Source organism: Rhodococcus artemisiae (assembly GCF_036327795.1).
GTDB lineage: Bacteria > Actinomycetota > Actinomycetes > Mycobacteriales > Mycobacteriaceae > Rhodococcus > Rhodococcus artemisiae.
This window is the reverse complement of the sequence record NZ_JAUTXY010000001.1, coordinates 507,446-530,440: the sequence shown is the minus strand read 5'-3', so window position 1 is coordinate 530,440 and position 22,995 is coordinate 507,446. Positions and strand designations below refer to the sequence as shown.

At 65.8% G+C, this 22,995-nt stretch carries 19 protein-coding genes; 16 read left to right on the top strand and 3 right to left on the bottom strand.

Going from position 1 to position 22,995, the window contains the following annotated elements; genetic code table 11:
• Window positions 1–43: 43 nt before the first annotated feature.
• The 11 genes from rpsO to Q7514_RS02560 all read left to right on the top strand — a co-directional run bounded on the left by rpsO (window position 44) and on the right by Q7514_RS02560 (window position 14,530).
• A complete protein-coding gene (gene rpsO, locus Q7514_RS02610; RefSeq protein WP_054713197.1) occupies window positions 44–313 on the top strand; it encodes a 30S ribosomal protein S15 in 270 nt (89 codons plus the stop codon).
• 310 nt (window positions 314–623) lie between these two features.
• The gene (locus Q7514_RS02605) at window positions 624–2,924 is read left to right on the top strand and encodes a polyribonucleotide nucleotidyltransferase (RefSeq protein ID WP_330131690.1); all 2,301 of its coding nucleotides are present in this window, start codon (window positions 624–626) and stop codon (window positions 2,922–2,924) included.
• 254 nt (window positions 2,925–3,178) lie between these two features.
• On the top strand, window positions 3,179–4,426 hold the full coding sequence (locus tag Q7514_RS02600) for a nitrate/nitrite transporter (RefSeq protein ID WP_330131689.1): 1,248 nt from the start codon (window positions 3,179–3,181) through the stop codon (window positions 4,424–4,426).
• On the top strand, window positions 4,423–8,121 hold the full coding sequence (locus Q7514_RS02595) for a nitrate reductase subunit alpha (protein ID WP_330131688.1): 3,699 nt from the start codon (window positions 4,423–4,425) through the stop codon (window positions 8,119–8,121). Before Q7514_RS02600 ends, Q7514_RS02595 begins: the two co-directional genes overlap by 4 nt.
• Entirely contained in the window at window positions 8,121–9,794 is a 1,674-nt protein-coding gene (gene narH, locus Q7514_RS02590; protein WP_330131687.1) for a nitrate reductase subunit beta, read from the top strand. Before Q7514_RS02595 ends, narH begins: the two co-directional genes overlap by 1 nt.
• Window positions 9,791–10,483 carry a nitrate reductase molybdenum cofactor assembly chaperone gene (gene narJ / locus Q7514_RS02585; protein WP_330131686.1) on the top strand — a complete coding sequence of 231 codons (693 nt, stop codon included), beginning with the start codon at window positions 9,791–9,793 and terminating at the stop codon, window positions 10,481–10,483. The genes narH and narJ overlap by 4 nt, the downstream gene beginning before the upstream one ends.
• Entirely contained in the window at window positions 10,480–11,211 is a 732-nt protein-coding gene (narI, locus tag Q7514_RS02580; protein WP_132470396.1) for a respiratory nitrate reductase subunit gamma, read from the top strand. The genes narJ and narI overlap by 4 nt, the downstream gene beginning before the upstream one ends.
• A gap of 124 nt (window positions 11,212–11,335) precedes the next feature.
• On the top strand, window positions 11,336–12,670 hold the full coding sequence (locus Q7514_RS02575) for a M16 family metallopeptidase (RefSeq protein WP_330131685.1): 1,335 nt from the start codon (window positions 11,336–11,338) through the stop codon (window positions 12,668–12,670).
• A 106-nt stretch (window positions 12,671–12,776) separates the two neighbouring features.
• Window positions 12,777–13,535, top strand: coding sequence for a 4-hydroxy-tetrahydrodipicolinate reductase (dapB, locus tag Q7514_RS02570; RefSeq protein ID WP_330131684.1), 759 nt, complete (start codon window positions 12,777–12,779; stop codon window positions 13,533–13,535).
• Window positions 13,532–14,023, top strand: a complete 492-nt coding sequence (locus tag Q7514_RS02565) for a hypothetical protein (RefSeq protein WP_330131683.1) — start codon at window positions 13,532–13,534, stop codon at window positions 14,021–14,023. The genes dapB and Q7514_RS02565 overlap by 4 nt, the downstream gene beginning before the upstream one ends.
• Window positions 14,024–14,062: 39 nt before the next feature.
• The gene (locus tag Q7514_RS02560) at window positions 14,063–14,530 is read left to right on the top strand and encodes a flavodoxin family protein (protein WP_330131682.1); all 468 of its coding nucleotides are present in this window, start codon (window positions 14,063–14,065) and stop codon (window positions 14,528–14,530) included.
• 18 nt (window positions 14,531–14,548) lie between these two features.
• On the opposite strand, the gene Q7514_RS02555 is transcribed toward Q7514_RS02560, so the two are convergent.
• Both Q7514_RS02555 and Q7514_RS02550 read right to left on the bottom strand, forming a co-directional pair.
• Window positions 14,549–14,989 carry an SRPBCC family protein gene (locus tag Q7514_RS02555; protein WP_330131681.1) on the bottom strand — a complete coding sequence of 147 codons (441 nt, stop codon included), beginning with the start codon at window positions 14,987–14,989 and terminating at the stop codon, window positions 14,549–14,551.
• 88 nt (window positions 14,990–15,077) lie between these two features.
• Entirely contained in the window at window positions 15,078–15,686 is a 609-nt protein-coding gene (locus Q7514_RS02550; protein ID WP_330131680.1) for a toxin-antitoxin system HicB family antitoxin, read from the bottom strand.
• Window positions 15,687–15,811: 125 nt separating this feature from the next.
• Between Q7514_RS02550 and thyX the strand changes: the two genes are divergently transcribed.
• From thyX to Q7514_RS02530, 4 genes are all read left to right on the top strand, one after another.
• Entirely contained in the window at window positions 15,812–16,567 is a 756-nt protein-coding gene (gene thyX / locus Q7514_RS02545) for an FAD-dependent thymidylate synthase (protein WP_330131679.1), read from the top strand.
• 71 nt (window positions 16,568–16,638) lie between these two features.
• On the top strand, window positions 16,639–17,544 hold the full coding sequence (gene dapA, locus Q7514_RS02540; RefSeq protein ID WP_330131678.1) for a 4-hydroxy-tetrahydrodipicolinate synthase: 906 nt from the start codon (window positions 16,639–16,641) through the stop codon (window positions 17,542–17,544).
• The gene (locus Q7514_RS02535) at window positions 17,544–19,355 is read left to right on the top strand and encodes a ribonuclease J (RefSeq protein WP_330131677.1); all 1,812 of its coding nucleotides are present in this window, start codon (window positions 17,544–17,546) and stop codon (window positions 19,353–19,355) included. Before dapA ends, Q7514_RS02535 begins: the two co-directional genes overlap by 1 nt.
• Before the next feature lie 55 nt (window positions 19,356–19,410).
• Window positions 19,411–20,034: a TIGR03085 family metal-binding protein gene (locus Q7514_RS02530; protein ID WP_330131676.1), complete on the top strand. Its 624-nt coding sequence runs from the start codon at window positions 19,411–19,413 to the stop codon at window positions 20,032–20,034.
• 29 nt (window positions 20,035–20,063) lie between these two features.
• On the opposite strand, the gene Q7514_RS33150 is transcribed toward Q7514_RS02530, so the two are convergent.
• A complete protein-coding gene (locus Q7514_RS33150; protein WP_408016017.1) occupies window positions 20,064–20,489 on the bottom strand; it encodes a hypothetical protein in 426 nt (141 codons plus the stop codon).
• Between Q7514_RS33150 and Q7514_RS02525 the strand changes: the two genes are divergently transcribed.
• Window positions 20,482–22,938, top strand: a complete 2,457-nt coding sequence (locus tag Q7514_RS02525; RefSeq protein ID WP_408016016.1) for a DNA translocase FtsK — start codon at window positions 20,482–20,484, stop codon at window positions 22,936–22,938. The two genes, Q7514_RS33150 and Q7514_RS02525, sit on opposite strands and share 8 nt — an antisense overlap.
• Window positions 22,939–22,995: the final 57 nt, after the last annotated feature.

Genomic DNA, 22,995 nt, shown 5'->3' with positions numbered 1-22,995 from the left:
CCCGTTTTTCATCACGCGAACGTCAGTGATCAGGAGTACAACAGTGGCATTGACCACCGAGCAGAAGAAGCAGATCCTCGGCGAGTACGGTCTCCACGAGACCGACACCGGTTCGCCGGAGGCGCAGGTGGCGATGCTCACCAAGCGCATCACCGATCTGACCGAGCACCTGAAGCAGCACAAGCACGACCACCACTCCCGCCGCGGCCTGCTGCTGCTGGTCGGTCGTCGTCGCCGCCTGCTCAAGTACGTCGAGAAGGTCGACGTCGAGCGCTACCGCTCGCTCATCCAGCGTCTGGGCCTGCGTCGCTGACGCAGCTCGGAAGCGACACGATCTGCATTCGCTGATCTTTTCCGATAGCCAACGGGGTACCCCTTAGACTGGGCCTCGTTGGCTATCGGTGTATGCGCCGCATGTGCCGGCGCAGAACATCGCCGCCGACGGTGATGATCCGTACGCACCGACGGTGTCGGTCTTCGGTAGTGACCCCCCGGCCGCACGAGAAGTGCCGGTGGGTTTCGATCGTCGACCGCCTCCGTGAGTCGGTGCGCAGCCGAGGCCAAGGGGGCCCGGCGCCCGCGCGGGTACGGCGAAGACGAAGAGGGAAGAGAAGATTTCACAGATGACCAGTAACACCGCAGTCGAGGTCGACGAGGGCGTATTCGAAACCGTCGCCACGCTCGACAACGGGTCCTTCGGCACCCGCACCATTCGATTCGAGACCGGCCGCCTTGCTCAGCAGGCCGCCGGCTCCGTCGTCGCATACCTCGACGACGAGACCATGCTGCTGTCGGCCACGAGCGCCTCGAAGCAGCCCAAGGAACATTTCGACTTCTTCCCGCTGACGGTGGACGTCGAAGAACGTATGTATGCAGCGGGCCGCATCCCCGGCTCGTTCTTCCGTCGTGAGGGCCGCCCCTCGACCGACGCGATCCTCACCTGCCGCCTCATCGACCGGCCGCTGCGTCCGTCGTTCGTCGACGGCCTGCGCAACGAGATCCAGGTCGTGGTCACGGTCCTGAGCCTGAACCCGAACGATCTCTACGATGTCGTCGCGATCAACGCGGCCTCGGCATCCACCCAGATCGCGGGTCTGCCGTTCTCCGGTCCGGTCGGTGGCGTGCGTGTTGCGCTCATCACCTCGGATGAGAACAAGGCGGGCCAGTGGGTGGCGTTCCCGACCGTCGAGCAGCTCGAGAACGCAGTGTTCGACATGGTCGTCGCGGGCCGCATCGTCGGCGGTGGCGACAACCCGGATTCTGCCGATGTCGCCATCATGATGGTCGAGGCAGAAGCCACCGACAAGGTGATCGAACTCGTCGAGGGGGGCGCGCAGGCGCCCACCGAGACGATCGTCGCCGAGGGGCTCGAAGCGGCGAAGCCGTTCATCGCACGGCTGTGCATCGCCCAGCAGCAGCTCGCCGCTGCCGCCGCGAAGCCGACCGGCGATTTCCCGTTGTACCCCGCATACCAGGACGACGTGTACGCCGCGGTCGAGGCCGCTGCGTCCACCAAGCTCGCCGAGGCTCTCACGATCGCCGGCAAGCAGGAGCGCGACGACCGCACCGACGAGGTCAAGGTCGAGATCCTCGAACAGGTCGCACCGTCGTTCGAAGGTCGCGAGAAGGAGATCGGCGCAGCATTCCGCTCGCTGACGAAGAAGCTGGTACGTCAGCGCATCCTCCGCGACCAGTTCCGCATCGATGGCCGCGGCATCACCGATATCCGCGCACTGTCGGCCGAGGTCGCCGTCGTGCCGCGCGCCCACGGTTCCGCACTGTTCGAGCGCGGCGAGACCCAGATCATGGGTGTCACCACCCTCGACATGGTGAAGATGGCGCAGCAGGTCGACTCGCTCGGGCCCGAGACGAGCAAGCGCTACATGCACCATTACAACTTCCCGCCGTACTCGACCGGTGAGACCGGTCGTGTCGGTTCGCCGAAGCGCCGCGAGATCGGCCACGGCGCACTCGCCGAGCGCGCCCTCATCCCGGTGCTCCCGAGCCAGGAAGAGTTCCCGTACGCGATCCGTCAGGTGTCCGAGGCGCTGAGCTCCAACGGCTCGACGTCGATGGGATCGGTGTGCGCGTCGACCCTCTCGCTGCTCAACGCAGGTGTGCCGCTCAAGGCGCCGGTCGCAGGCATCGCGATGGGCCTGGTCTCCGACGAGATCGAGCTCGAGGACGGCACCCGCGAGACCAGGTACGTCGCTCTCACCGACATCCTCGGTGCCGAGGACGCATTCGGCGACATGGACTTCAAGGTCGCGGGTACGAAGGACTTCGTCACGGCACTTCAGCTCGACACGAAGCTCGACGGCATCCCGTCGCAGGTTCTCGCCGGTGCGCTGTCGCAGGCGCACGACGCCCGGGCCACGATTCTCGAGGTGATGGCCGAGGCCATCGACACGCCCGACGAGATGAGCCAGTTCGCACCGCGCATCACGACCATCAAGGTCCCCGTCGACAAGATCGGCGAGGTCATCGGCCCCAAGGGCAAGATGATCAACTCGATCACCGAGGAGACCGGCGCCAACATCTCGATCGAAGATGACGGCACCGTCTACGTCGGTGCTGCGGACGGCCCGTCCGCACAGGCCGCGATCGACAAGATCAACGCCATCGCGAACCCGCAGCTGCCGAAGGTAGGCGAGCGCTTCCTGGGCACGGTCGTCAAGACCACCGCCTTCGGTGCGTTCGTGTCGCTCCTCCCGGGCCGCGACGGTCTCGTGCACATCAGCAAGCTGGGCAACGGCAAGCGGATCGCCAAGGTCGAAGATGTCGTCAACGTCGGGTCGAAGATCCGCGTCGAGATCGCCGACATCGACAACCGCGGCAAGATCAGCCTGATCCCCGTCGAGGAGGAAGCCGCCGCTGAGCCGGCTGCCGACGGAGAGGCCGCCACCGAGGCTGCCGAATCCTGACCTCTCGCACACACGCCCGCGTGTGGTTCTCCCCGCTAGGGGAGAACTGCCCGCGGGCGTTGTCGTAGCCGGCCTGCGGAATCCGGGAGAAAGGCCCTGTCAACAGGGGGCTTTCGCTCAGTTCGCACCCTAGGCGGTAGGCGATGGCGGCAGCCAGGGGCTTTCGTACCCAAGTTCGAATTCACAAATATCGTCAGTTGTAACGTTTACCCAAATATGCACGCGCCTCCACTCCGGAGTGGTTACCTGAGGGAGTGAACACGGTTGCATCGAGTGGCATCGGGGCACGTCCCGGGTTCAATCTGGCACTGGCCACCTGGGTATCTGCCATAAACTTCTGGGCCTGGAACATGATCGGCCCCTTATCCACCACATATGCGGGCGACATGTCGCTCAGTAGTAGTGAGGCGTCGATGCTCGTCGCGACGCCCATCCTCGTGGGCTCGCTCGGCAGAATCGCCGTCGGACCCCTCACCGACCGGTATGGCGGTCGGTTCATGTTCATCCTCGTCACGGTCGCCTCGATCATCCCGGTGCTCGCGGTCGGCTTCGCAGGTGAAGCGGGGTCATACCCGCTGCTCCTGGTATTCGGATTCTTCCTCGGCATCGCGGGCACGATCTTTGCTGTCGGAATCCCGTTCGCGAACAGCTGGTACGACCCCTCCCGCCGGGGATTCGCCACCGGTGTGTTCGGAGCGGGCATGGTCGGTACCGCGCTGTCCGCGTTCTTCACTCCGCGCTTCGTCGGCTGGTTCGGGACGATCGCCACCCACGTGATCATCGCGATCGCGCTCGCGCTCACGGCCGTACTGTGTGTCGTCGCGATGAAGAACTCGCCGACGTTCACCCCGAACACCGACAAGGTGACCCCGAAGCTGATTGCGGCCTGCAAGCTGCGAGTGACATGGGAGATGTCCTTCCTCTACGCGATCGTGTTCGGTGGGTTCGTGGCATTCAGCAACTACCTGCCCACGTATATCAAGACGATCTATGACTTCTCGGCCGTCGATGCGGGAACGAGGACAGCCGGATTCGCGGTCGCCGCGGTCATCGCCCGCCCCATCGGCGGTGCACTCTCCGACCGGATCCCACCGAAGTACGTTGTGCTCGCGTCCCTCGCCGGCACCGCTGTGACGGCGTTCATCGCCACCTTGAAGCCTCCACCGGACGTCTGGTCGGCCACCGATTTCATCGCGATGGCGATCTTCCTGGGCATCGGCACCGGCGGCGTGTTCGCGTGGGTTGCGCGGCGGTCGCCCGCCAAGTCGGTCGGTAGCGTCACCGGAATCGTCGCAGCAGCAGGCGGTTTGGGAGGCTACTTCCCGCCGCTGGTGATGGGCGCGACTTACGACCCGGTCGACAACGACTACACGGTCGGTCTGCTGCTGCTTGTCGCGACAGCCCTGATCGCACTGGCCTACACCGCACTGAAACTGAAGACACGTGAACCGGCGACCGATTCGGCAGCCGGCACGCCGCAGCCTCAGGAGGAATCGAAGTGACCACAGAGAAGACCGGTACGGGCGGAGCGCTCGAAGAACTCCTGGTTCGTAGTGGTCGATTCTTCACTCCCGGACAGGGTTCCGGCGACGGCCGCACCGTAACCCGCGAGGGCGGCCGCCAGGGAGATGTGTTCTATCGCGACCGCTGGAGTCACGACAAGGTCGTGCGCTCCACGCACGGCGTCAATTGCACCGGGTCGTGTTCGTGGAAGATTTATGTCAAGGACGGGATCATCACCTGGGAGACACAGGAAACCGACTACCCGTCGGTCGGTCCCGACCGCCCCGAATACGAACCGCGAGGATGCCCCCGCGGCGCCGCGTTCTCCTGGTACACATATTCGCCGACCCGGGTGCGGTATCCGTACGCGCGCGGTGTGCTCGTCGAGATGTACCGCGAGGCCAGAGAACGACTCGGCGACCCGGTCCTCGCCTGGGCCGATATCCAGAACGATCCCGAGCGGCGCGCCCGCTACCAACGCGCTCGCGGCAAGGGCGGTCTTGTCCGCGTCACGTGGACCGAGGCCACCGAGATGATCGCGGCCGCGCACGTGCACACGATCAGGGAGTACGGTCCCGACCGCGTCTCGGGATTCTCACCCATTCCGGCGATGTCGATGGTGTCGTTCGCGGCGGGCTCGCGGTTCATCGAGCTGCTCGGCGGCGTCATGACCTCGTTCTACGACTGGTATGCGGACCTTCCCGTCGCATCCCCGCAGGTGTTCGGTGACCAGACGGACGTGCCCGAGTCCGGTGATTGGTGGGACGCCGCGTACTTGATGATGTGGGGCTCGAACGTCCCTGTCACCCGGACCCCCGACGCCCACTGGATGGCGGAGGTCCGCTATCGCGGCACGAAAGTCGTCTCGATCAGTCCCGACTACGCCGACAACACCAAGTTCGCCGACGAATGGATGCCGTGTGCCGCGGGCACCGACGGCGCGCTGGCGATGTCGATGGGCCACGTGCTGCTCAACGAGTTCTACGTACAGCAGCGGGTCCCGTTCTTCGTCGACTACGTGAGGCAGTACACGGATCTGCCGTTCCTGGTGAAACTCGAAGACCGCGACGGCAGGCTCGTGCCGGGTAAGAACCTCACCGCGGCCGACCTCGGCCACGATGTCGAGAACGCCGCGTTCAAGCCGGTCCTGCTCGACGGTGCCACCGACACTGTTGTCGCGCCGAACGGCTCGCTCGGACACCGCTACGGAGACGACGGCGTCGGGAAATGGAACCTGGATCTCGGCGACCTCGTACCGACGTTGACCGTCGCTCCGGCCGGTGGCGGGACGGGGGAGACCGCGGCGGTGCATCTGCCGAGCTTCGACTCGATCGACGGCCACGGTGAGAGCATCGAACGCGGTGTCCCGGTACGCCGGGTCGGAGAACACCTGGTGTGCACGGTGTTCGACCTCATGCTCGCCCAGTACGGCGTGAACCGGCCGGACCTGCACTTGCCGGGACACTGGCCGACGGGATACGACGATGCGGATTCGCCTTATACACCGGCGTGGCAGGAAACGATCACCGGAGTGTCGGCGGAACAGTCAATCCGGATCGCGAAGGAATTCGCCCGTAACGCCGAGGAATCGGGCGGTCGCTCGATGATCATCATGGGCGCGGGGATCTGCCAGTGGTTCCACGGCGACGCCACCTACCGCGCGGTGCTGGCGCTGCTGTTGCTCACCGGATCGATGGGTCGGAACGGCGGAGGCTGGGCGCATTACGTCGGCCAGGAGAAGTGTCGTCCTGTCACCGGGTGGGCCGCGATGGCGATGGGAACCGACTGGAGTCGGCCGCCGCGACAGATGGCAGGTACCTCCTACTGGTATGTGCACACCGATCAATGGCGCTACGACGGCTACCGCGCCGACACCTTGGCGAGTCCGCTCGGACGCGGTCGATTCCGCGACAAGCACACGATGGATGTGATGGCCTCCGCCGTCGCGATGGGGTGGACCCCGTTCTATCCGCAGTTCGACCGGAACAATCTCGACGTCGCCGACGAGGCACGTGCCGCCGGCAAGGAGATCCCGGCCTACGTCGCGGAGCAGTTGGCGAGTGGGGACCTCACACTGTCGGTGACCGATCCGGACAACCCGAAGAACTGGCCACGCGTACTGAGCGTGTGGCGCTCGAACCTGCTCGGCTCCTCGAGCAAAGGCAACGAGTACTTCCTGCAGCATCTGCTGGGAACAGACTCGAACCTGCAGGGCGAACCGGCCATCGACGGTCTGCGCCCGAGCGAGGTGACGTCGCCCGACACCGTGCCGGAGGGCAAGCTCGACATGCTGATGTCGATCGACTTCCGCATGACGTCCACCACGCTGTTCTCGGATGTCGTGCTGCCTGCCGCGACGTGGTACGAGAAGGGCGACCTGTCGAGCACCGACATGCATCCCTACATCCACGCGTTCAGTCCCGCGATCGACCCGCCGTGGGAAACCCGTTCGGACTACGACGCTTTCGGTGCCATCGCGAAGGCCTTCAGTGCGCAAGCGCGCACGCACCTCGGCACCCGCACCGACGTCGTGATGGGCACGCTCCAGCACGACACTCCCGGAGCGATGGCTTTCCCGTCCGGAACCGAGAACGATTGGCGCAAGACCGGTGAGGTTCCGGTCCCGGGAAAGACGATGGGTCCGCTCGTGGTCGTCGAACGCGACTACGCCGCCATCGCCGACAAGTGGGCCACCCTCGGCCCACTCGTGGACAAGCTCGGGTTGACGACCAAGGGCGTGACCACTCATCCCACCGAGGAGGTCGCCGAGCTCGCCGCGAAGTTCGGTGTGATGAACACCGGCGCCGGTGCGGGCCGCCCGGCGATCACCACCGCGGAACGGATGGCCGACGTGATCCTGGCGCTGTCCGGGACCTCCAACGGCCGGCTGGCCGTCGAAGGATTCCGCGAACTCGAGAGACGCACTGGCCGGCGCCTCGTTCACCTGGCCGAGGGCAGCGAAGAACGCCGGATCACCTACGCAGATACCCAGGCCAGGCCGGTCCCGGTGATCACCAGCCCCGAGTGGTCCGGCAGCGAGACCGGTGGCCGGCGATATGCCCCGTTCACCGTCAACATCGAAGAACTCAAACCGTTCCACACCCTCACCGGTCGCATGCACTTCTACCTCGACCACGACTGGATCGAAGAGGTCGGCGAGCAGCTGCCCACCTACCGGCCCCCGCTGGACATGTCGAGATTGTTCGGTGAGTCCGCCATCGGAACAACGGACGGAATCGGTCTGACGGTGCGGTATCTGACGCCGCACTCCAAATGGTCCATCCACTCCGAGTACCAGGACAATCTGTTCATGCTGTCGCTTTCGCGCGGTGGCCCGACGATGTGGATGAGCCCCGCCGACGCGGCGAAGATCTCGGTCCGGGACAACGATTGGGTCGAGGCCGTCAATCGCAACGGTGTGGTGGTGTGCCGCGCGATCGTCTCGCACCGTATGCCCGAAGGGGTTGTGTACGTGTACCACGCCCAGGAACGCACGATCGACGTTCCGCTGACCGAGACCACCGGTAAACGCGGTGGTATCCACAACTCGATCACCAGAATTCTCATCAAGCCGACGCACCTGGCGGGCGGGTACGCGCAAACGTCGTACGCCTTCAACTATCTCGGGCCCACCGGAAATCAGCGTGACGAAGTGACGGTGGTTCGCCGCCGCAGCCAGGAGGTGACGTACTGATGAAGGTCATGGCGCAAATGGCGATGGTGATGAACCTCGACAAGTGCATCGGATGCCACACCTGTTCGGTGACCTGCAAGCAGGCCTGGACCAACCGATCGGGTACCGAGTACGTGTGGTTCAACAATGTGGAAACACGACCGGGACAAGGGTATCCGCGACGATACGAGGATCAGGAGAAGTGGCGGGGAGGCTGGGTCCGCGACAAGAAGGGCCGGCTGCGCCTGCGCGACGGCGGACGCATCCACAAGCTCACCCGCATCTTCTCGAACCCGAAGATGCCGTCGATCGACGACTACTACGAGCCGTGGACCTACGACTACGAGAACCTCACCACCGCCCCACTCGGCAACGACATTCCTGTCGCACCGCCACGTAGTCTCATCAGCGGCAAACCGATGAAGGTGGAGTGGTCGGCGAACTGGGACGATGACCTCGGTGGGTCTCCCGAGATCGTGCCGGAGGACCCGATCCTGCAGAAGGTCAACGAGGACGTCAGACTCCAGCTCGAAGAGACCTTCATGTTCTACCTTCCACGAATCTGTGAGCACTGCCTGAACCCGTCGTGCGTGGCCTCGTGCCCGTCGGGAGCCATCTACAAGCGCAGCGAGGACGGCATCGTGCTCGTCGACCAGGACCGCTGCCGAGGTTGGCGGATGTGTGTGTCGGGATGCCCCTACAAGAAGGTGTATTTCAACCACAAGACGGGCAAGGCCGAGAAGTGCACGTTCTGTTACCCGAGGATCGAAGTCGGGTTGCCGACGGTGTGCGCGGAGACCTGCGTCGGTCGGCTCCGATACATCGGCCTCGTGCTCTACGACGTCGACAAGGTGCTCGAAGCCGCGTCCGTCGAGGACGACAAGGATCTGTACGAGGCGCAACGGCAGCTCATCCTTGACCCGAACGATCCGGACGTCATCGCCGGTGCGCGGGCCGAAGGGATCTCGGACGAGTGGATCGCCGCAGCCGGGCGGTCGCCGATCCACGCGCTGATCAACAAGTACAAGGTGGCGTTGCCGCTGCATCCGGAATACCGGACCATGCCGATGGTCTGGTACATCCCGCCGCTGTCGCCGGTCGTCGATGCCGTCAGCCGTGACGGTCACGACGGCGAGGACCTCGGAAACCTGTTCGGGGCACTCGAATCACTGCGCATCCCCGTCCGGTATCTCGCGGAACTGTTCACCGCGGGCGACACCGACGTGGTCGAAGGAGTATTGCACCGGCTCTCGGCAATGCGCTCGTACATGCGCGACGTCAACCTCGGACGGGACACCCAACCGCACATCCCGCAGGCGGTGGGCATGACCGAGGAAGAGATCTACGAGATGTACCGGCTCCTTGCGCTCGCCAAGTACGACGAGCGTTACGTCATTCCGACTGCGTACGCGAACGAGGGCCACAAGCTCGAGGAGACGGCCACGGACTGCGCGTTGTCGTTCGACGGCGGGCCGGGAATGTACGAATCGGGTCCGTTCGGTGAGTCCAGCGGCGGACCGGTACCGGTTGCCGTCGAGACGTTCCACGCGCTCGAACAGCGGCAGACCTCGGAGGGGATGGCCGCGAACGCGAGCAACCCCTCGCGTGTGAACCTGCTGAACTGGGACGGAAAAGGCGTTCCCGCAGGGATATTCCCGCAACACCGCAGTGGCGATGTGGAGGAGGACCGATGAAACTCCTTCGTCGGCCGACGCGACGCGACCTCGCGTCGGTGAGGTTGCAGCATCGCGCGATCAGGCAGGTCGCATCCCTGTTGCTCGCGTATCCCGACGAACGGACAACGTCGAGGCTCGTCACCGTCGATGCCTTGCTCGAGCACGTCACCGGCCCCGAACGCGAGGCCCTGGAACGCACCGCGTCGTACCTCCGCGCGACCGAGCCCCTCGTGGCGGCACGTGAGTACGTCGAGACGTTCGACATGCGACGCCGCTCGACGATGTATCTGACCTACTGGACCGGCGGCGACACACGAAACCGCGGCACCGAGATCCACGCGTTCGCACGTGCCTACCGCGATGCGGGAGTGGAGCCACCTGCCGGCGAGGCCCCCGACCACCTGCCCGTTGTACTCGAGTTCGCTGCGACGGTCGATCCCGAAGTGGGGGAGCAGTTGCTCGTCGCGCATCGGGCGCCCCTGGACGTGCTGCAGACCGCGCTCGTCGAACGCGGCTCTCCGTACGCAGACCCCGTGACCGCGGTCTGCGCCACGCTCCCGCCGGTCACGGACCAAGAGGTGGAGCGGGCACGGCACCTGGCGGAAGCAGGGCCGCCTGCCGAGGCGATCGGACTGCAGCCCTTCGCCCTCACCGTGCCGCCGCGCCGCGACGGCGGTTCCGTTCGAGAAGGAGGTCGGCCGGCATGAGTGCAGGCGAGATCTACTGGGACATCGTGCCGTACGTGGCCCTCGCCATGCTGATAGTCGGCACCTGGTGGCGGTACCGCTACGACAAGTTCGGGTGGACGACCCGCTCGTCGCAGCTGTACGAGAGCCGGTTGTTGCGGATCGGCAGCCCGCTGTTCCACTTCGGCATTCTCGTGGTGATTCTCGGACACTTCATCGGTCTGGTGATCCCGGAGTCCTGGACGGAGGCCGTCGGTATCAGCGAACACATGTACCACTGGGGCGCGGCGGTTCCGGGCATCATCGCGGGTGTTGCGACGCTGCTCGGCGTGGCACTGCTCGTCTACCGTCGGCGTACCAGGGGGCCGGTGTTCAGCGCGACCACAGTCAACGACAAAGTCATGTATGTCGTATTGGTCGCCGCGATCGTCGCCGGGCTCGCCACGACGATGATCGGCGCGTTCGAGGCCAACGAAGCGCACAATTACCGCGAGACGGTCTCCCCGTGGTTCCGGTCGATCTGGATCCTGCAACCCCGGGGCGACTTGATGGCCGAGGCGCCACTCTCGTTCCACATCCACGTGACGGTCGCGCTGGTGTTGTTCGCGATCTGGCCGTTCACGCGACTGGTCCATGCCTTCAGTGCGCCTGTCGCGTATCTGTTCCGCCCGTACATCGTGTACCGCGGTCGTGATGAAGCCGCGAAGGGACAGCTCGTCGGATCGCAGCCCAGGCGTCGAGGTTGGTGAGGGGAAGGCAGCGGTTGGTGACGAGAAGACAGAGGTAGTCGCGTGTAGTGTGTGGTGTTCCGTGCCTTGAACACAGCTCTCACCACAGACGAATCACCGACAGCGCAGGACCGTAGAACAACCCATGGCAACAACCTTCGATTCCCTTTCACTCGACACCCCGTCGGCGGCCGCGGACACCGGTGTGCGGCGCACCGTGTTGCCCGGCGGCGTGCGTGTCGTCACCGAACACGTACCGGGCGTGCGATCGGCAGCCGTGGGTGTGTGGGTCGGTGTCGGCTCCCGTGACGAGCAACCTTCGGTCGCGGGAGCTGCCCATTTCCTCGAGCACCTGCTGTTCAAGGCGACTCCCACCCGATCCGCCCTCGACATCGCCGAGCTCGTCGACGGGATCGGCGGCGAGCTCAACGCGTTCACCAGCAAGGAACACACCTGCTTCTACGCGCATGTGCTCGACGACGATCTGCCGATCGCCATCGACGTCGTCGCGGACGTGGTGTTGCGCGGCAAGTGCCGCAGCACCGACGTCGATGTGGAGCGCCAGGTGGTACTCGAAGAGATCGCCATCCGTGACGACGACCCCGAGGATCTGCTCGGCGATGCCCTGCTGACCGCGCTCTACGGTGATCACCCGGTCGGGCGTCCGATCATCGGCTCGACGGAATCGATCGAATCGATGACCCGCAACCAGCTGCATTCGTTCCACCTGCGCCGGTACACGCCGCAGCGGATGGTGGTGGCGGTGGCGGGCAACGTCGATCACGCACACACGGTCGAACTCGTCCGGCGGGCGTTCGCCGGTCACCTCGACGAGTCCGCCAACGCGGCACCGCGTCGCGAGGGGACGCTGCGGTTGCGTACCGCACCCACCCTGAGCATCACCGATCAGGACAACGAGCAGGCACACTTCAGTCTCGGCGTCCGCGCGTTCGGCCGGCACGATCCCCGGCGTTGGGCGCTGTCGGTCCTCAACACCGCGATCGGAGGCGGCCTGAGCTCACGGCTGTTCCAGGAGGTGCGCGAGAAGCGGGGGCTTGCGTACTCCGTCTACTCAGGTGTCGACACGTTCGCCGACACCGGTGCGTTCTCGACCTACGTCGGATGTCAGCCCGAGAACCTCGGCGACGTTGCCTCGGTGGTGCGTGAAGTCCTCATCGAGGTTGCGGAGAACGGCATCACCGACGCGGAGTGTGCACGCGCGAAAGGCTCGCTGCGCGGCGGTCTCGTCCTCGGACTCGAGGACACCGGTGCCCGCATGCACCGGATCGGCCGCAGCGAACTGAGCTACGGGCGACATTGGGGGATCACGGAGACGCTCGAGCGCATCGCCACCGTCACCACCGAGCAGGTGCGTGAGGTGGCCGGTGAACTGCTCCACCGCCCCTACGCGGCGGCCGTCGTCGGACCCTACCGGCGGGCGCGCGACCTTCCGGCGTCCGTGCGCGGGATCGTGGCCTGACGTTTCGCCTCCTCCCGCCTTCCCGGCCGCACCTCCTCCCGCCCACCCGGTGGTCACGCTGGTTGCGTAGGCTTTCCGGGAGACGGCGACGGAAGGACGTGGATCGGTGGCGGACAAGACAGCTCTTCGGGTAGGGGTCCTCGGAGCGAAGGGCAAGGTGGGCCAGGCCATCTGCGACGCAGTGGATGCAGCCGCCGACCTCGAACTGGCCGCGACGGTCGACAAGGGCGATGACCTCGATGTCTTCGTCACGTCCGGAACCCAGGTCGTCGTCGACTTCACCCACCCTGACGTCGTGATGGGCAATCTGCAGTTCCTGATCGAGAACGGTATCCACGCCGTTGTCGGCACCACCGGATTCGACGACGCGCGCCTCGAGCAGGTTCGGGAATGGCTCGCCGCGAAACTCGACGTCGGCGTGCTCATTGCCCCCAACTTCGCGATAGGCGCCGTGCTGTCCATGCGATTCGCGCAGGCCGCCGCGCGCTTCTTCGATTCCGTCGAGGTCATCGAACTGCATCATCCGAACAAGGCCGACGCGCCGTCCGGCACCGCATACCGCACCGCCCGGTTGATCGCCGAGGCTCGCGCCGCGGCCGGCGTGGGTCGCAGCCCTGACGCCACCAGCACCGAACTCGACGGCGCGCGCGGCGCGGACGTCGACGGCGTGCGGGTGCATTCGGTGCGTGTGGCAGGCCTCGTCGCCCACCAGGAAGTGCTCCTCGGCACGCAGGGGGAGACACTGACGATCCGGCACGACTCGATCGATCGGTCGTCGTTCGCTCCCGGAGTGCTCCTCGGCGTCCGCGAGATCGGTTCCCGTCCGGGGCTGACCGTGGGAATCGACCCCCTCCTCGACCTGTGAGTTCCTCAGCGTCCGCCGGTCGCGATGTCGCGAAGGTGGTCATCGCGATCGCCTTCATCGTCGCGGCGCTCGCGTTCTACTTCGTGCGACTGGGGCACACCGGGATCTCGTTGATCACGAGCGGCGAGGCGGTGTCGATCGTGTTCGGAATCGGCGTGTTCCTGCTCCCGCTGGTGGGTGTGTGGATCGTGTACGCGACCCTGCGCGCAGGGCTGGACCATCAGCGACTGTCCCGGCGCATCCACCAAGAGGGCCTCGACCTCGACGTCAGCGATCTTCCGCGAATGGCGTCGGGTCGTATCGAGCGTGACGCCGCGGACGAACTGTTCCAGTCGGTGAAAGCCGAGTGGGAGGCCGACCCGGACAACTGGCGCAACTCGTATCGCCTTGCCCGTGCCTACGATTTCGCGGGCGACCGCAGCCGGGCACGCGAGACGATGAAACGCGCCGTGGCCCTGGAGAAGTCCGAGCGTGACGACGCGGGATAGCCGCTCGTCGTCGCCTGCGGCAATGCGTAGTCTGCGGGCATGACCGAAGAGAACTCCCGTACTCTGCTCGTGGTGCACCACACCCCGTCGCCGTTCATGCAGGCGATGTTCGAAGCCGTACTGGCGGGCGCCAGCGATCCCGACATCGAAGGCGTGAAAGTGGTCCGGCGTCCGGCCCTCACGGTCTCACCGACCGACATGCTCGAGGCGGACGGATATCTGCTCGGAACACCCGCCAACCTCGGGTACATCAGCGGTGCACTCAAGCACGCTTTCGACGTCTGCTATTACCCGTGCCTCGACTCGACGCGAGGTCGGCCGTACGGGTTGTACATCCACGGCAACGAGGGCACCGAGGGCGCCGAGCGCGCCGTAGACACCATCACGACGGGGCTCGGGTGGGTCAAGGCTGCCGACCACGTCGTTGCATCGGGTAAGCCGAGCAAGAGTGATCTCGAGGCCTGCTGGGAACTCGGTGCGACCGTCGCCGCTCAGCTGATGGACTGAGCGCGACAGCCGGGCTCGCTACTGGAAGTTCTTCTCCACGAACTTCGTCAAGCCCTTGCCAGCGGTTTCGATCGCGGTCTTCTCTGCGCGGCGCACGAGGAAGCCGGGCACCGGGATCTTGGGATCGATGGTGAGGCTGAAGTCGACCTTGGTTCCCTTGTCGGTCGCGGTGAGCGTGTAGGCGCCGTCCTGCACGTTCTGCTGGGCGCTCTCCACGAGGGTCCATGACATCGATTCGTCGCCGTTCCACGAATAGTCGACGACCTGCTCGTCGGTGATGCCGATGATCGAGACGGTCATGCGTACGCGGTGAGGCCGACCGTCGGGGTGGGTGCTCTCGATCGTCACGGACTTGTGCGTCGACGACCATTCGGGAAGTCGCTCGACTGCAACGATCCCCGCCATCACCTGCTCCGGTGTCGCCTTGATCTCGAAGCTTCTGGTGCTGCTGACGGCCATGACTACTCCACCCCTCGGGTCCGCACCTTCGCGGACTGCGCCTTCGCGTGCGACGGAAATCTACCGCACGAATACGCGCGGGGAGAGGTCAGTCGGTGTGGCGCTCGTCGGCTCCGCCGGTCGCGTCGTCGTTTTCGGCATCGTCGGTTTCGGTGGGTGTGGGCTTCTGGGTGTCGACCGGCGCGTCGGCGTCGGAACGGGTCTCGGGTGCCGGGGAGGCGGTCGTCGGCTTGGCGGTCGGCCAGCGCCATTCGTCGGCGCGGCGCTGGTAGCGCATCTGCTCGCGTAGTGCGCCCTGGACCGCCTGTCCCACCCACGAATTGAGCGAGACCCCGCTCTGCGCGGCAGCCTCCTCGGCGCGGGTCTTGATCTGTTCGACCAGCCGCAGCGTGACGCGGCTGATATCGCCGGTCATCTCCTCGAAGGTCGGGGGAGTGTCGTCGGCCTCGGGTGCCGGGCCGTCGTGAACCTCGACGACGGCGTCGGTTCCCTCGAGGCGGACGGTGACCCTGCGGTCCGCGAGCTGCTCGGACACCTCGGAGGCCAGATCGGACAATGCACCCAGGACGGCCAGCCGGGCGGGCGCTGCGATGGCTGTGGCGAGGGCTGCGGCTGTGCGTCGGGTCTGCTCGTCGCCCAGTTCCGCTGCGTTCCGCACGGAGTCGGCGATGGCGTCGGTATAGGCATCGATATTCATGACGCCAGTGTGACGCCAATGGTGATGTCAGTCAACCGTCGTAGATGATGTCATTCGGGGGTTTCGAATGACCGGGCGCTAAGGTCGTGCAGAAATACCGTGCGGAACCGTGGAGGGAGACGAGCATGGCGCCGGAACCGATCGGACTGAAGGTCAGGCTCATCGCCAAGACGGAATTCCTGCCGCCCGAGGACGTGCCCTGGGAGACCGACGCGGACGGTGGGGAAGCGCTGGTCGAGTTTGCAGGTCGCGCCTGCTATCAGAGCTGGTCGAAGCCGAACCCTCGCACCGCCACCAACGGCGGCTACCTCAACCACCTCCTCGCCGTCGGACACGATTCGGTGCTCGAGCACGCGACGGTCACCTTCTACATCACGGGTATTTCACGGTCGTGCACGCACGAACTGATCCGCCATCGGCACTTCTCCTTCTCGCAGCTCTCACAACGGTTCGTCCCGGGCGGGGACGCACCTGTCGTCATCCCCCCGGCCATCGAGGGAGACACCGAACTCGAGGCCGTGTTCTTCCGCGCCGCCGAGCGCAGCCGCGATGCGTACGTCGAACTCATCGATGCGCTCGAGGAGAAGCTGTCGCACCTCCCGCCCGGCCCCCTGCGGGCCAAGCAGGTCCGCGAAGCCGCGCGAGCGGTCCTTCCGAACGCCACCGAGACCCGGATCGTGGTGACCGGCAACTACCGGTCGTGGCGGCACTTCATCGCGATGCGTGCTACCGAACACGCCGACGTCGAGATCAGGAGACTCGCCGTGGAATGTCTGCGGCAGCTTGCCGAGGCGGCGCCGAACGCCTTCTGCGACTTCACGATCAGTACACTTGCCGACGGCACCGAGGTTGCCTCGGGAGGCTTCCAGATCGACGGCTGACAGCGCTGTCGGTGCGGTTCGTGCGCGAGCCGTGTTCCGGGTGGCAGCTTCCACGCGGTAGCCTTCTGACCATGACCAACGGTGATTCCGCAACTGCTGTCGAGCTTCCGTTCGGCACCATCGCAACAGCGATGGTGACCCCGTTCACTGCCGAGGGCAAGCTCGATGTCGATGCGGGTGTGCGCCTCGCGACCTATCTCGTCGACGGCGGCTGCGACGCACTGGTTCTCGCAGGTACCACCGGTGAATCGCCCACCACCACCGAGAACGAGAAAATCGAACTCATGCGGGCTGTGCTCGCAGCCGTCGGGGACCGCGCAAAGATCATCGCCGGCGCCGGAAGCAACGACACCGCCCACAGCGTCGAGCTGGCCCGCGATGCTGCTCGTGCCGGAGCTCACGGCCTGCTGGTCGTCACGCCCTACTACTCTCGCCCGCCGCAGGCCGGTCTCTACGCGCATTTCGTCGCCGTGGCCGACGCCACCGACCTACCGGTCATGATCTACGACATTCCACCGCGTTCGGTCGTCCCGGTCGAGACGGAGACCTTGCGGCTTCTGGCAGAGCATCCCCGCATCGTTGCGGTCAAGGACGCCAAAGGCGACCTCAACGCGGGTGCGGAACTGATCGGCACCACCGACCTGAAGTTCTATTCGGGCGACGACCCACTGAATCTGCCATGGCTGTCCGTCGGCGCGGTGGGTTTCGTGAGCGTCATCGGGCACTTGGTGCCCGGGCGTCTGCGCGAGCTGCACACCGCATTTGCAGCAGGCGACCTCGAACTCGCACGGAAGATCAACCTGTCGTTGATTCCCATCTACCGCGCGGTCGCGCGACTCGGTGGGGTGAGTGCGTCCAAGGCCGGTCTGCGCCTGATGGGCATCGATGTCGGGGAACCTCGACTACCACAGGTTGCGCCGGTGACCGCCCAGATCGATGCGCTGGCCGCAGATCTGCATGCAGCGGGGGTGCTGTGATGAGTCGTCCCAACCGTGGCCGTGGTCGCGTCACCCGCAATGCAGGACCGCCGACCTCCAAGCCGGCCCGCCGTGTCGCCCAGACCTCGGCCGCAACGAAGCGGCCCGACCCCCGGCCCGCGCCGGACCCCACCGCGCGTCTCGGAACGCCGCCGAAGGCGCCGAAGACCGGGCTGCGAGTTGTCGCTCTCGGTGGTATCGGTGAAATCGGCCGCAACATGACGGTGTTCGAGCATCAGGGCCGTCTGCTCATCGTCGACTGCGGTGTGCTCTTCCCCGAGGATCAGCAGCCCGGCGTCGACCTCATCCTCCCCGACTTCCGGTACATCGAGAACCGGATGGACGACATCGAGGCGGTCGTCCTGACCCACGGTCACGAGGATCACATCGGTGCGTTGCCCTTCCTGCTGCGCCTGCGCCCGGACATCCCGGTCGTCGGCTCGAAGTTCACTCTTGCGCTCGTCTCGGCAAAGTGTCGCGAGCACCGGCTGCGGCCGAACCTCACCGAGGTCACCGAGGGAGAGCGGACCACCCACGGCCCGTTCGAGTGCGAGTACTTCGCCGTCAACCACTCGATCCCGGATGCGATCGCGGTCGCGATACACACCGATGCCGGCGTCGTGTTGCACACCGGCGACATCAAGCTCGACCAGCTACCGCTCGACAACCGGCTCACCGACCTCGCCGGATTCTCACGCCTCGGTGACGAGGGCGTCGACCTGTTCCTCGTCGACTCCACCAACGCAGAGGTTCCCGGGTTCGTGACCCCGGAACGCGAGATCGGCGGAGTGCTCGACAACGTCATCGGAAAAGCGAAGAACCGCGTCATCGTCGCGTCGTTCGCCAGCCACGTGCACCGGATCCAGCAGGTCGTCGACGTCGCACACCGCTACAACCGGCGCGTCGCGTTCGTCGGGCGCTCGATGGTCCGCAACATGCAGATCGCGCAGGACCTCGGTTACCTCAACGTGCCGGACGGCCTCGAGGTCAACATCGACACCGCGGCGTCGCTGCCCGACGATCGGCTCGTGCTCGTGTCGACGGGTTCGCAGGGCGAGCCGTTGTCAGCGCTGTCGCGTATGGCGCGCGGCGAACACCGCCAGATCAACATCAAGGAAAACGACCTCGTGGTACTCGCGTCGTCGCTGATCCCGGGGAATGAGAACTCGGTGTTCGCGGTCGTGAACGGGCTCGCCAAGCGCGGTGCCACCGTCGTGACGCAGCAGAACGCGAAGGTGCACGTCTCCGGCCACGCATCGGCCGGTGAACTGCTCTACCTCTACAACGCGGTGCGACCGACCAACGCGATGCCGGTGCACGGCGAGTGGCGCCACCTCCGGGCCAACGCGGCGCTCGCAGAGGCCACCGGTGTGCCGAAGGAACGGATCGTGCTCGCGGAGGACGGCGTCGTCGTCGACATGGTGGACGGCCTCGCGGAGATCGTCGGCCGGGTACCGGTCGGGCACGTGTACGTCGACGGGCTTTCGGTCGGTGACGTGGGCGAGTCCACGCTGTCGGACCGATTGATTCTCGGCGAAGGCGGCTTCATCTCGATCTCCGTCGCTGTCGATGCCACGACCGGTCGTGCGGTGACCGCGCCCGAGGTGTCGGGGCGCGGTTTCTCCGACGACCCGACCGCACTCAACGAAGCGGCGCAGCTGGTCGACAAGGCGCTCAACGAACTTGCCGCCGAGGGTGTAACCGAGACGCATCGCATCGCGCAGGGGATCCGCCGTGTCGTCGGTCGATGGGTGGCCGACACCTACCGTCGGCGGCCGATGATCGTGCCCACGGTCATCGCGGTCTCCTGAGACACACACCGCGATCGTTCGTGCCGCCGCACGGATTGCTCGTTAGAGTGGCCGAATGAGCCTTGCTCGACGCGAACGGCACGCCTTGGTCAAGACCATGTCGGAGGTCGGCCCGGAAGCCCGCACGCTGTGCGGTGACTGGACGACCCGCGACCTCGCGGCGCACCTGCTGGTGCGCGAACGTCGTATCGACGCGATGCCCGGAATCATGCTCCCGGCGCTGGCCGACCACACGGAGAAGGTACGGCGCGAGCTGACCGACCGACAGTGGGCACACCTGCTTGCCGATATCGATTCCGGGCCGCCCAAGTGGTCCCCCCTGTATCTCGTCGACTCGGTAGCGAATGCAACCGAAATGTTCGTGCACCACGAGGACGTGCGACGAGGCGAATCCGGATGGGAACCACGTCGGTTGTCCGCGGAAGACCAGGACGCGCTCTGGAAGTACGCCCGGGCCATCGGCCGCACCAGTTACGGGGGCACCGACATCACGGTTGTCTTCGAGCGGCCCGGGGGCGACCGGGTCACTGTCCGCAAGCGAGGCCCGCAGACCGTGGTGCTGCGAGGGGAGCCGTCCGAACTGCTCCTCCACGCATTCGGCCGCGACGAAATTCGCCTCGAGCAGGACGGGAGCGAGGCGGATATCGCCGAGCTCACCGGATCCCGAAGAGGGCTCTGAACAGCACGTACCGCCTCTGTGGCATCCGTTCACGGTTCGGTGTTGTGATCAGTGCCGCCGCGTGCGCCCCGTGTTGCTGATGGTTCGTGAGTGGTCGATGCGGCTACCCTGGCGGATATGGCAGGAAAGTCAGGCAGCCGCGCATCGTCCACTGCGACTTCTCGGTCGCGGTCGGGGACGCGCGCGTCGGCCGCTTCCGGTCGGGCGGGTGCCCCTGCCGCCAAATCGACCTCGTCCGCGAGGGCGTCTTCCGCGCGTTCCGCGAAGGGATCGACAGCGAAGAAACCGGCTCCCCGCACATCGACTGCGAAGGCATCGACTGCGAAGTCTCCCGCCAAGCGGAAGCCGCAGGCCTCCGGTTCGCGCGCCTCGTCCGCGGCACGCCGATCCAGCGCGGCGCGTCCGCGCGGCGGTCCTGTACCGCAGCCTCGTCGAGGATCAGGAGGGTTGCTCACGGCGATCGGCAAGAGCGTCGGTGCCGGTTGGTTCATGATTGCCCGCGGGCTCGGTGCCACCACACGGACGATGGGACGCGCGACCGACATCGAACACGGTCACCGGCGTGACGGAATCGCACTCGGTCTCGTTGCATTCGCAGTGGTAGTGGCCGGTTCGGTGTGGTTCGGCGTCGGCGGGCCCGTCGGCGAGTGGGTAGAAACCGGAGTACGTGCCGTCACGGGTGGCGCGAGCGCGGTGTTGCCCCTCGTCGCTGTCGGTGTCGCGGTGGTCCTCATGCGGACCGAACCGTGGCCGGAGGCTCGCCCACGCCTGGTGCTCGGGTCGCTGCTTGTCGCGATCCCCGCGTTGGGACTCTGGCACATCGCGTCCAGTTCACCCACCGATGCCGAAGGTCGCTCGGAGGGCGCCGGATTCGTCGGTGCTGTCGTCGGTGGTCCGATCACTGCCGGACTGACGGTGTGGTTGTCGGTGCCGCTCATGTTGATGGCCATGGGCTTCGGAATCCTGCTGGTCACCGGCACAACGATTCGCGAACTACCCGAGCTCTTCCGCGACTACTTCGGCCTGCCCTACCGCGACGACGGGTACGGACCCTACGACGAGCACGGCGAATACGACCCCGAGCACGACGGCTATTCAGACCACCTCAACCCGTTGCTCTACGAGGACGGCACCGAGAAGCCGCGAACGCGTCGTCGCCGAACCCCCAGCGAGAACTACCCGACCGACGAGTTCGACGGCGATGCACGCACCGAGGTCCTGCCGTTGTGGGACGAGCCGGACACGTCGCCTGCACCCGAGCCCCAACCGGAACCGGAGGCTCCGAAACCGCGGGCCCGGGCCAAGCCGAAGGCGGCCACGGCCGCAGCGGCAGTTCCGGCTGCTACGCCTCCGCAAGCCGACGCCGATGTCATGGAACCGCTCGTTCCGGACCGCGTCGTGGAGGGCGACTACACACTGCCGTCCCTGTCGCTTCTGATGGAAGGCGACCCACCCAAGACCCGCTCCGCCGCCAACGATCAGATGATCGAAGCGATCACCGAGGTACTCGAGCAGTTCAAGATCGATGCGGCGGTCACCGGGTTCACCCGAGGCCCGACGGTTACGCGATACGAGGTCGAGCTCGGACCGGGTGTGAAGGTGGAGAAGATCACCGCACTCGCCCGCAACATCGCGTACGCCGTCGCGACCGACAACGTCCGGCTGCTCGCGCCGATCCCCGGAAAATCCGCGGTCGGTATCGAAGTGCCCAACTCCGATCGCGAACTCGTGCGCCTGTCCGATGTGCTGGGGGCACCTTCCACGCGCCGCGACCACCACCCGCTCGTCATCGGGCTGGGTAAGGACATCGAAGGCGACTTCGTCTCCGCGAACCTCGCGAAGATGCCGCACCTATTGGTGGCCGGCTCCACCGGCTCCGGCAAATCCAGTTTCGTCAATTCCATGCTGGTGTCGCTGCTGATCAGGGCGACACCGGAAGAAGTACGGATGATCCTCATCGACCCGAAGATGGTCGAGCTCACACCGTACGAGGGCATTCCGCATCTGATCACACCGATCATCACCCAGCCGAAGAAGGCTGCCGCCGCGTTGGCGTGGCTCGTCGAAGAGATGGAGCAGCGCTACCAGGACATGCAGGCGAACCGAGTGCGGCACATCGACGACTTCAATACGAAGGTCAAGTCGGGCGAGATCACCGCGCCTCTGGGCAGCGAGCGTGTCTACCGGCCGTACCCGTACATCCTGGCCATCGTCGACGAACTCGCGGACCTCATGATGACCGCGCCGCGCGACGTCGAGGACGCGATCGTGAGGATCACCCAGAAGGCCCGTGCCGCCGGTATCCACCTCGTTCTGGCAACCCAGCGGCCATCTGTCGACGTCGTGACCGGTCTGATCAAGACGAATGTGCCTTCGCGACTCGCGTTCGCGACGAGTTCGCTGACCGACTCGCGGGTCATCCTCGACCAGCCCGGCGCCGAGAAGCTCATCGGTATGGGCGATGGGCTGTTCCTGCCGATGGGTGCCGGCAAACCGGTCCGCATGCAGGGCGCGTTCATCACCGACGAGGAGATCTCGGCGGTCGTCGAGTTTTCCAAGACCCAGGCGGAGCCCGAATACAACGAAGGCGTCACCGTCCCGAAGGCCGGGGAGAAGAAGGATGTCGACCCCGACATCGGCGACGACCTCGACGTGTTCCTGCAGGCGGTGGAACTCGTAGTCACGAGCCAATTCGGATCGACCTCGATGCTGCAGCGTAAGCTTCGCGTCGGTTTCGCGAAGGCCGGCCGATTGATGGATCTGATGGAGACCCGAGGCGTCGTGGGGCCGAGCGAGGGGAGCAAGGCCCGCGAGGTGCTCGTCAAGCCGGACGAACTGGACGGCCTGCTCTACTCGATTCGGGGCGGTGGCGACGCGACCGAAGGAGACGCCGGCGACATGTGAGGTGTCGGGGCGCGCGCCGCACGGGCGTGTGGCACAATCGGGGAAGCTGTGGAGGGG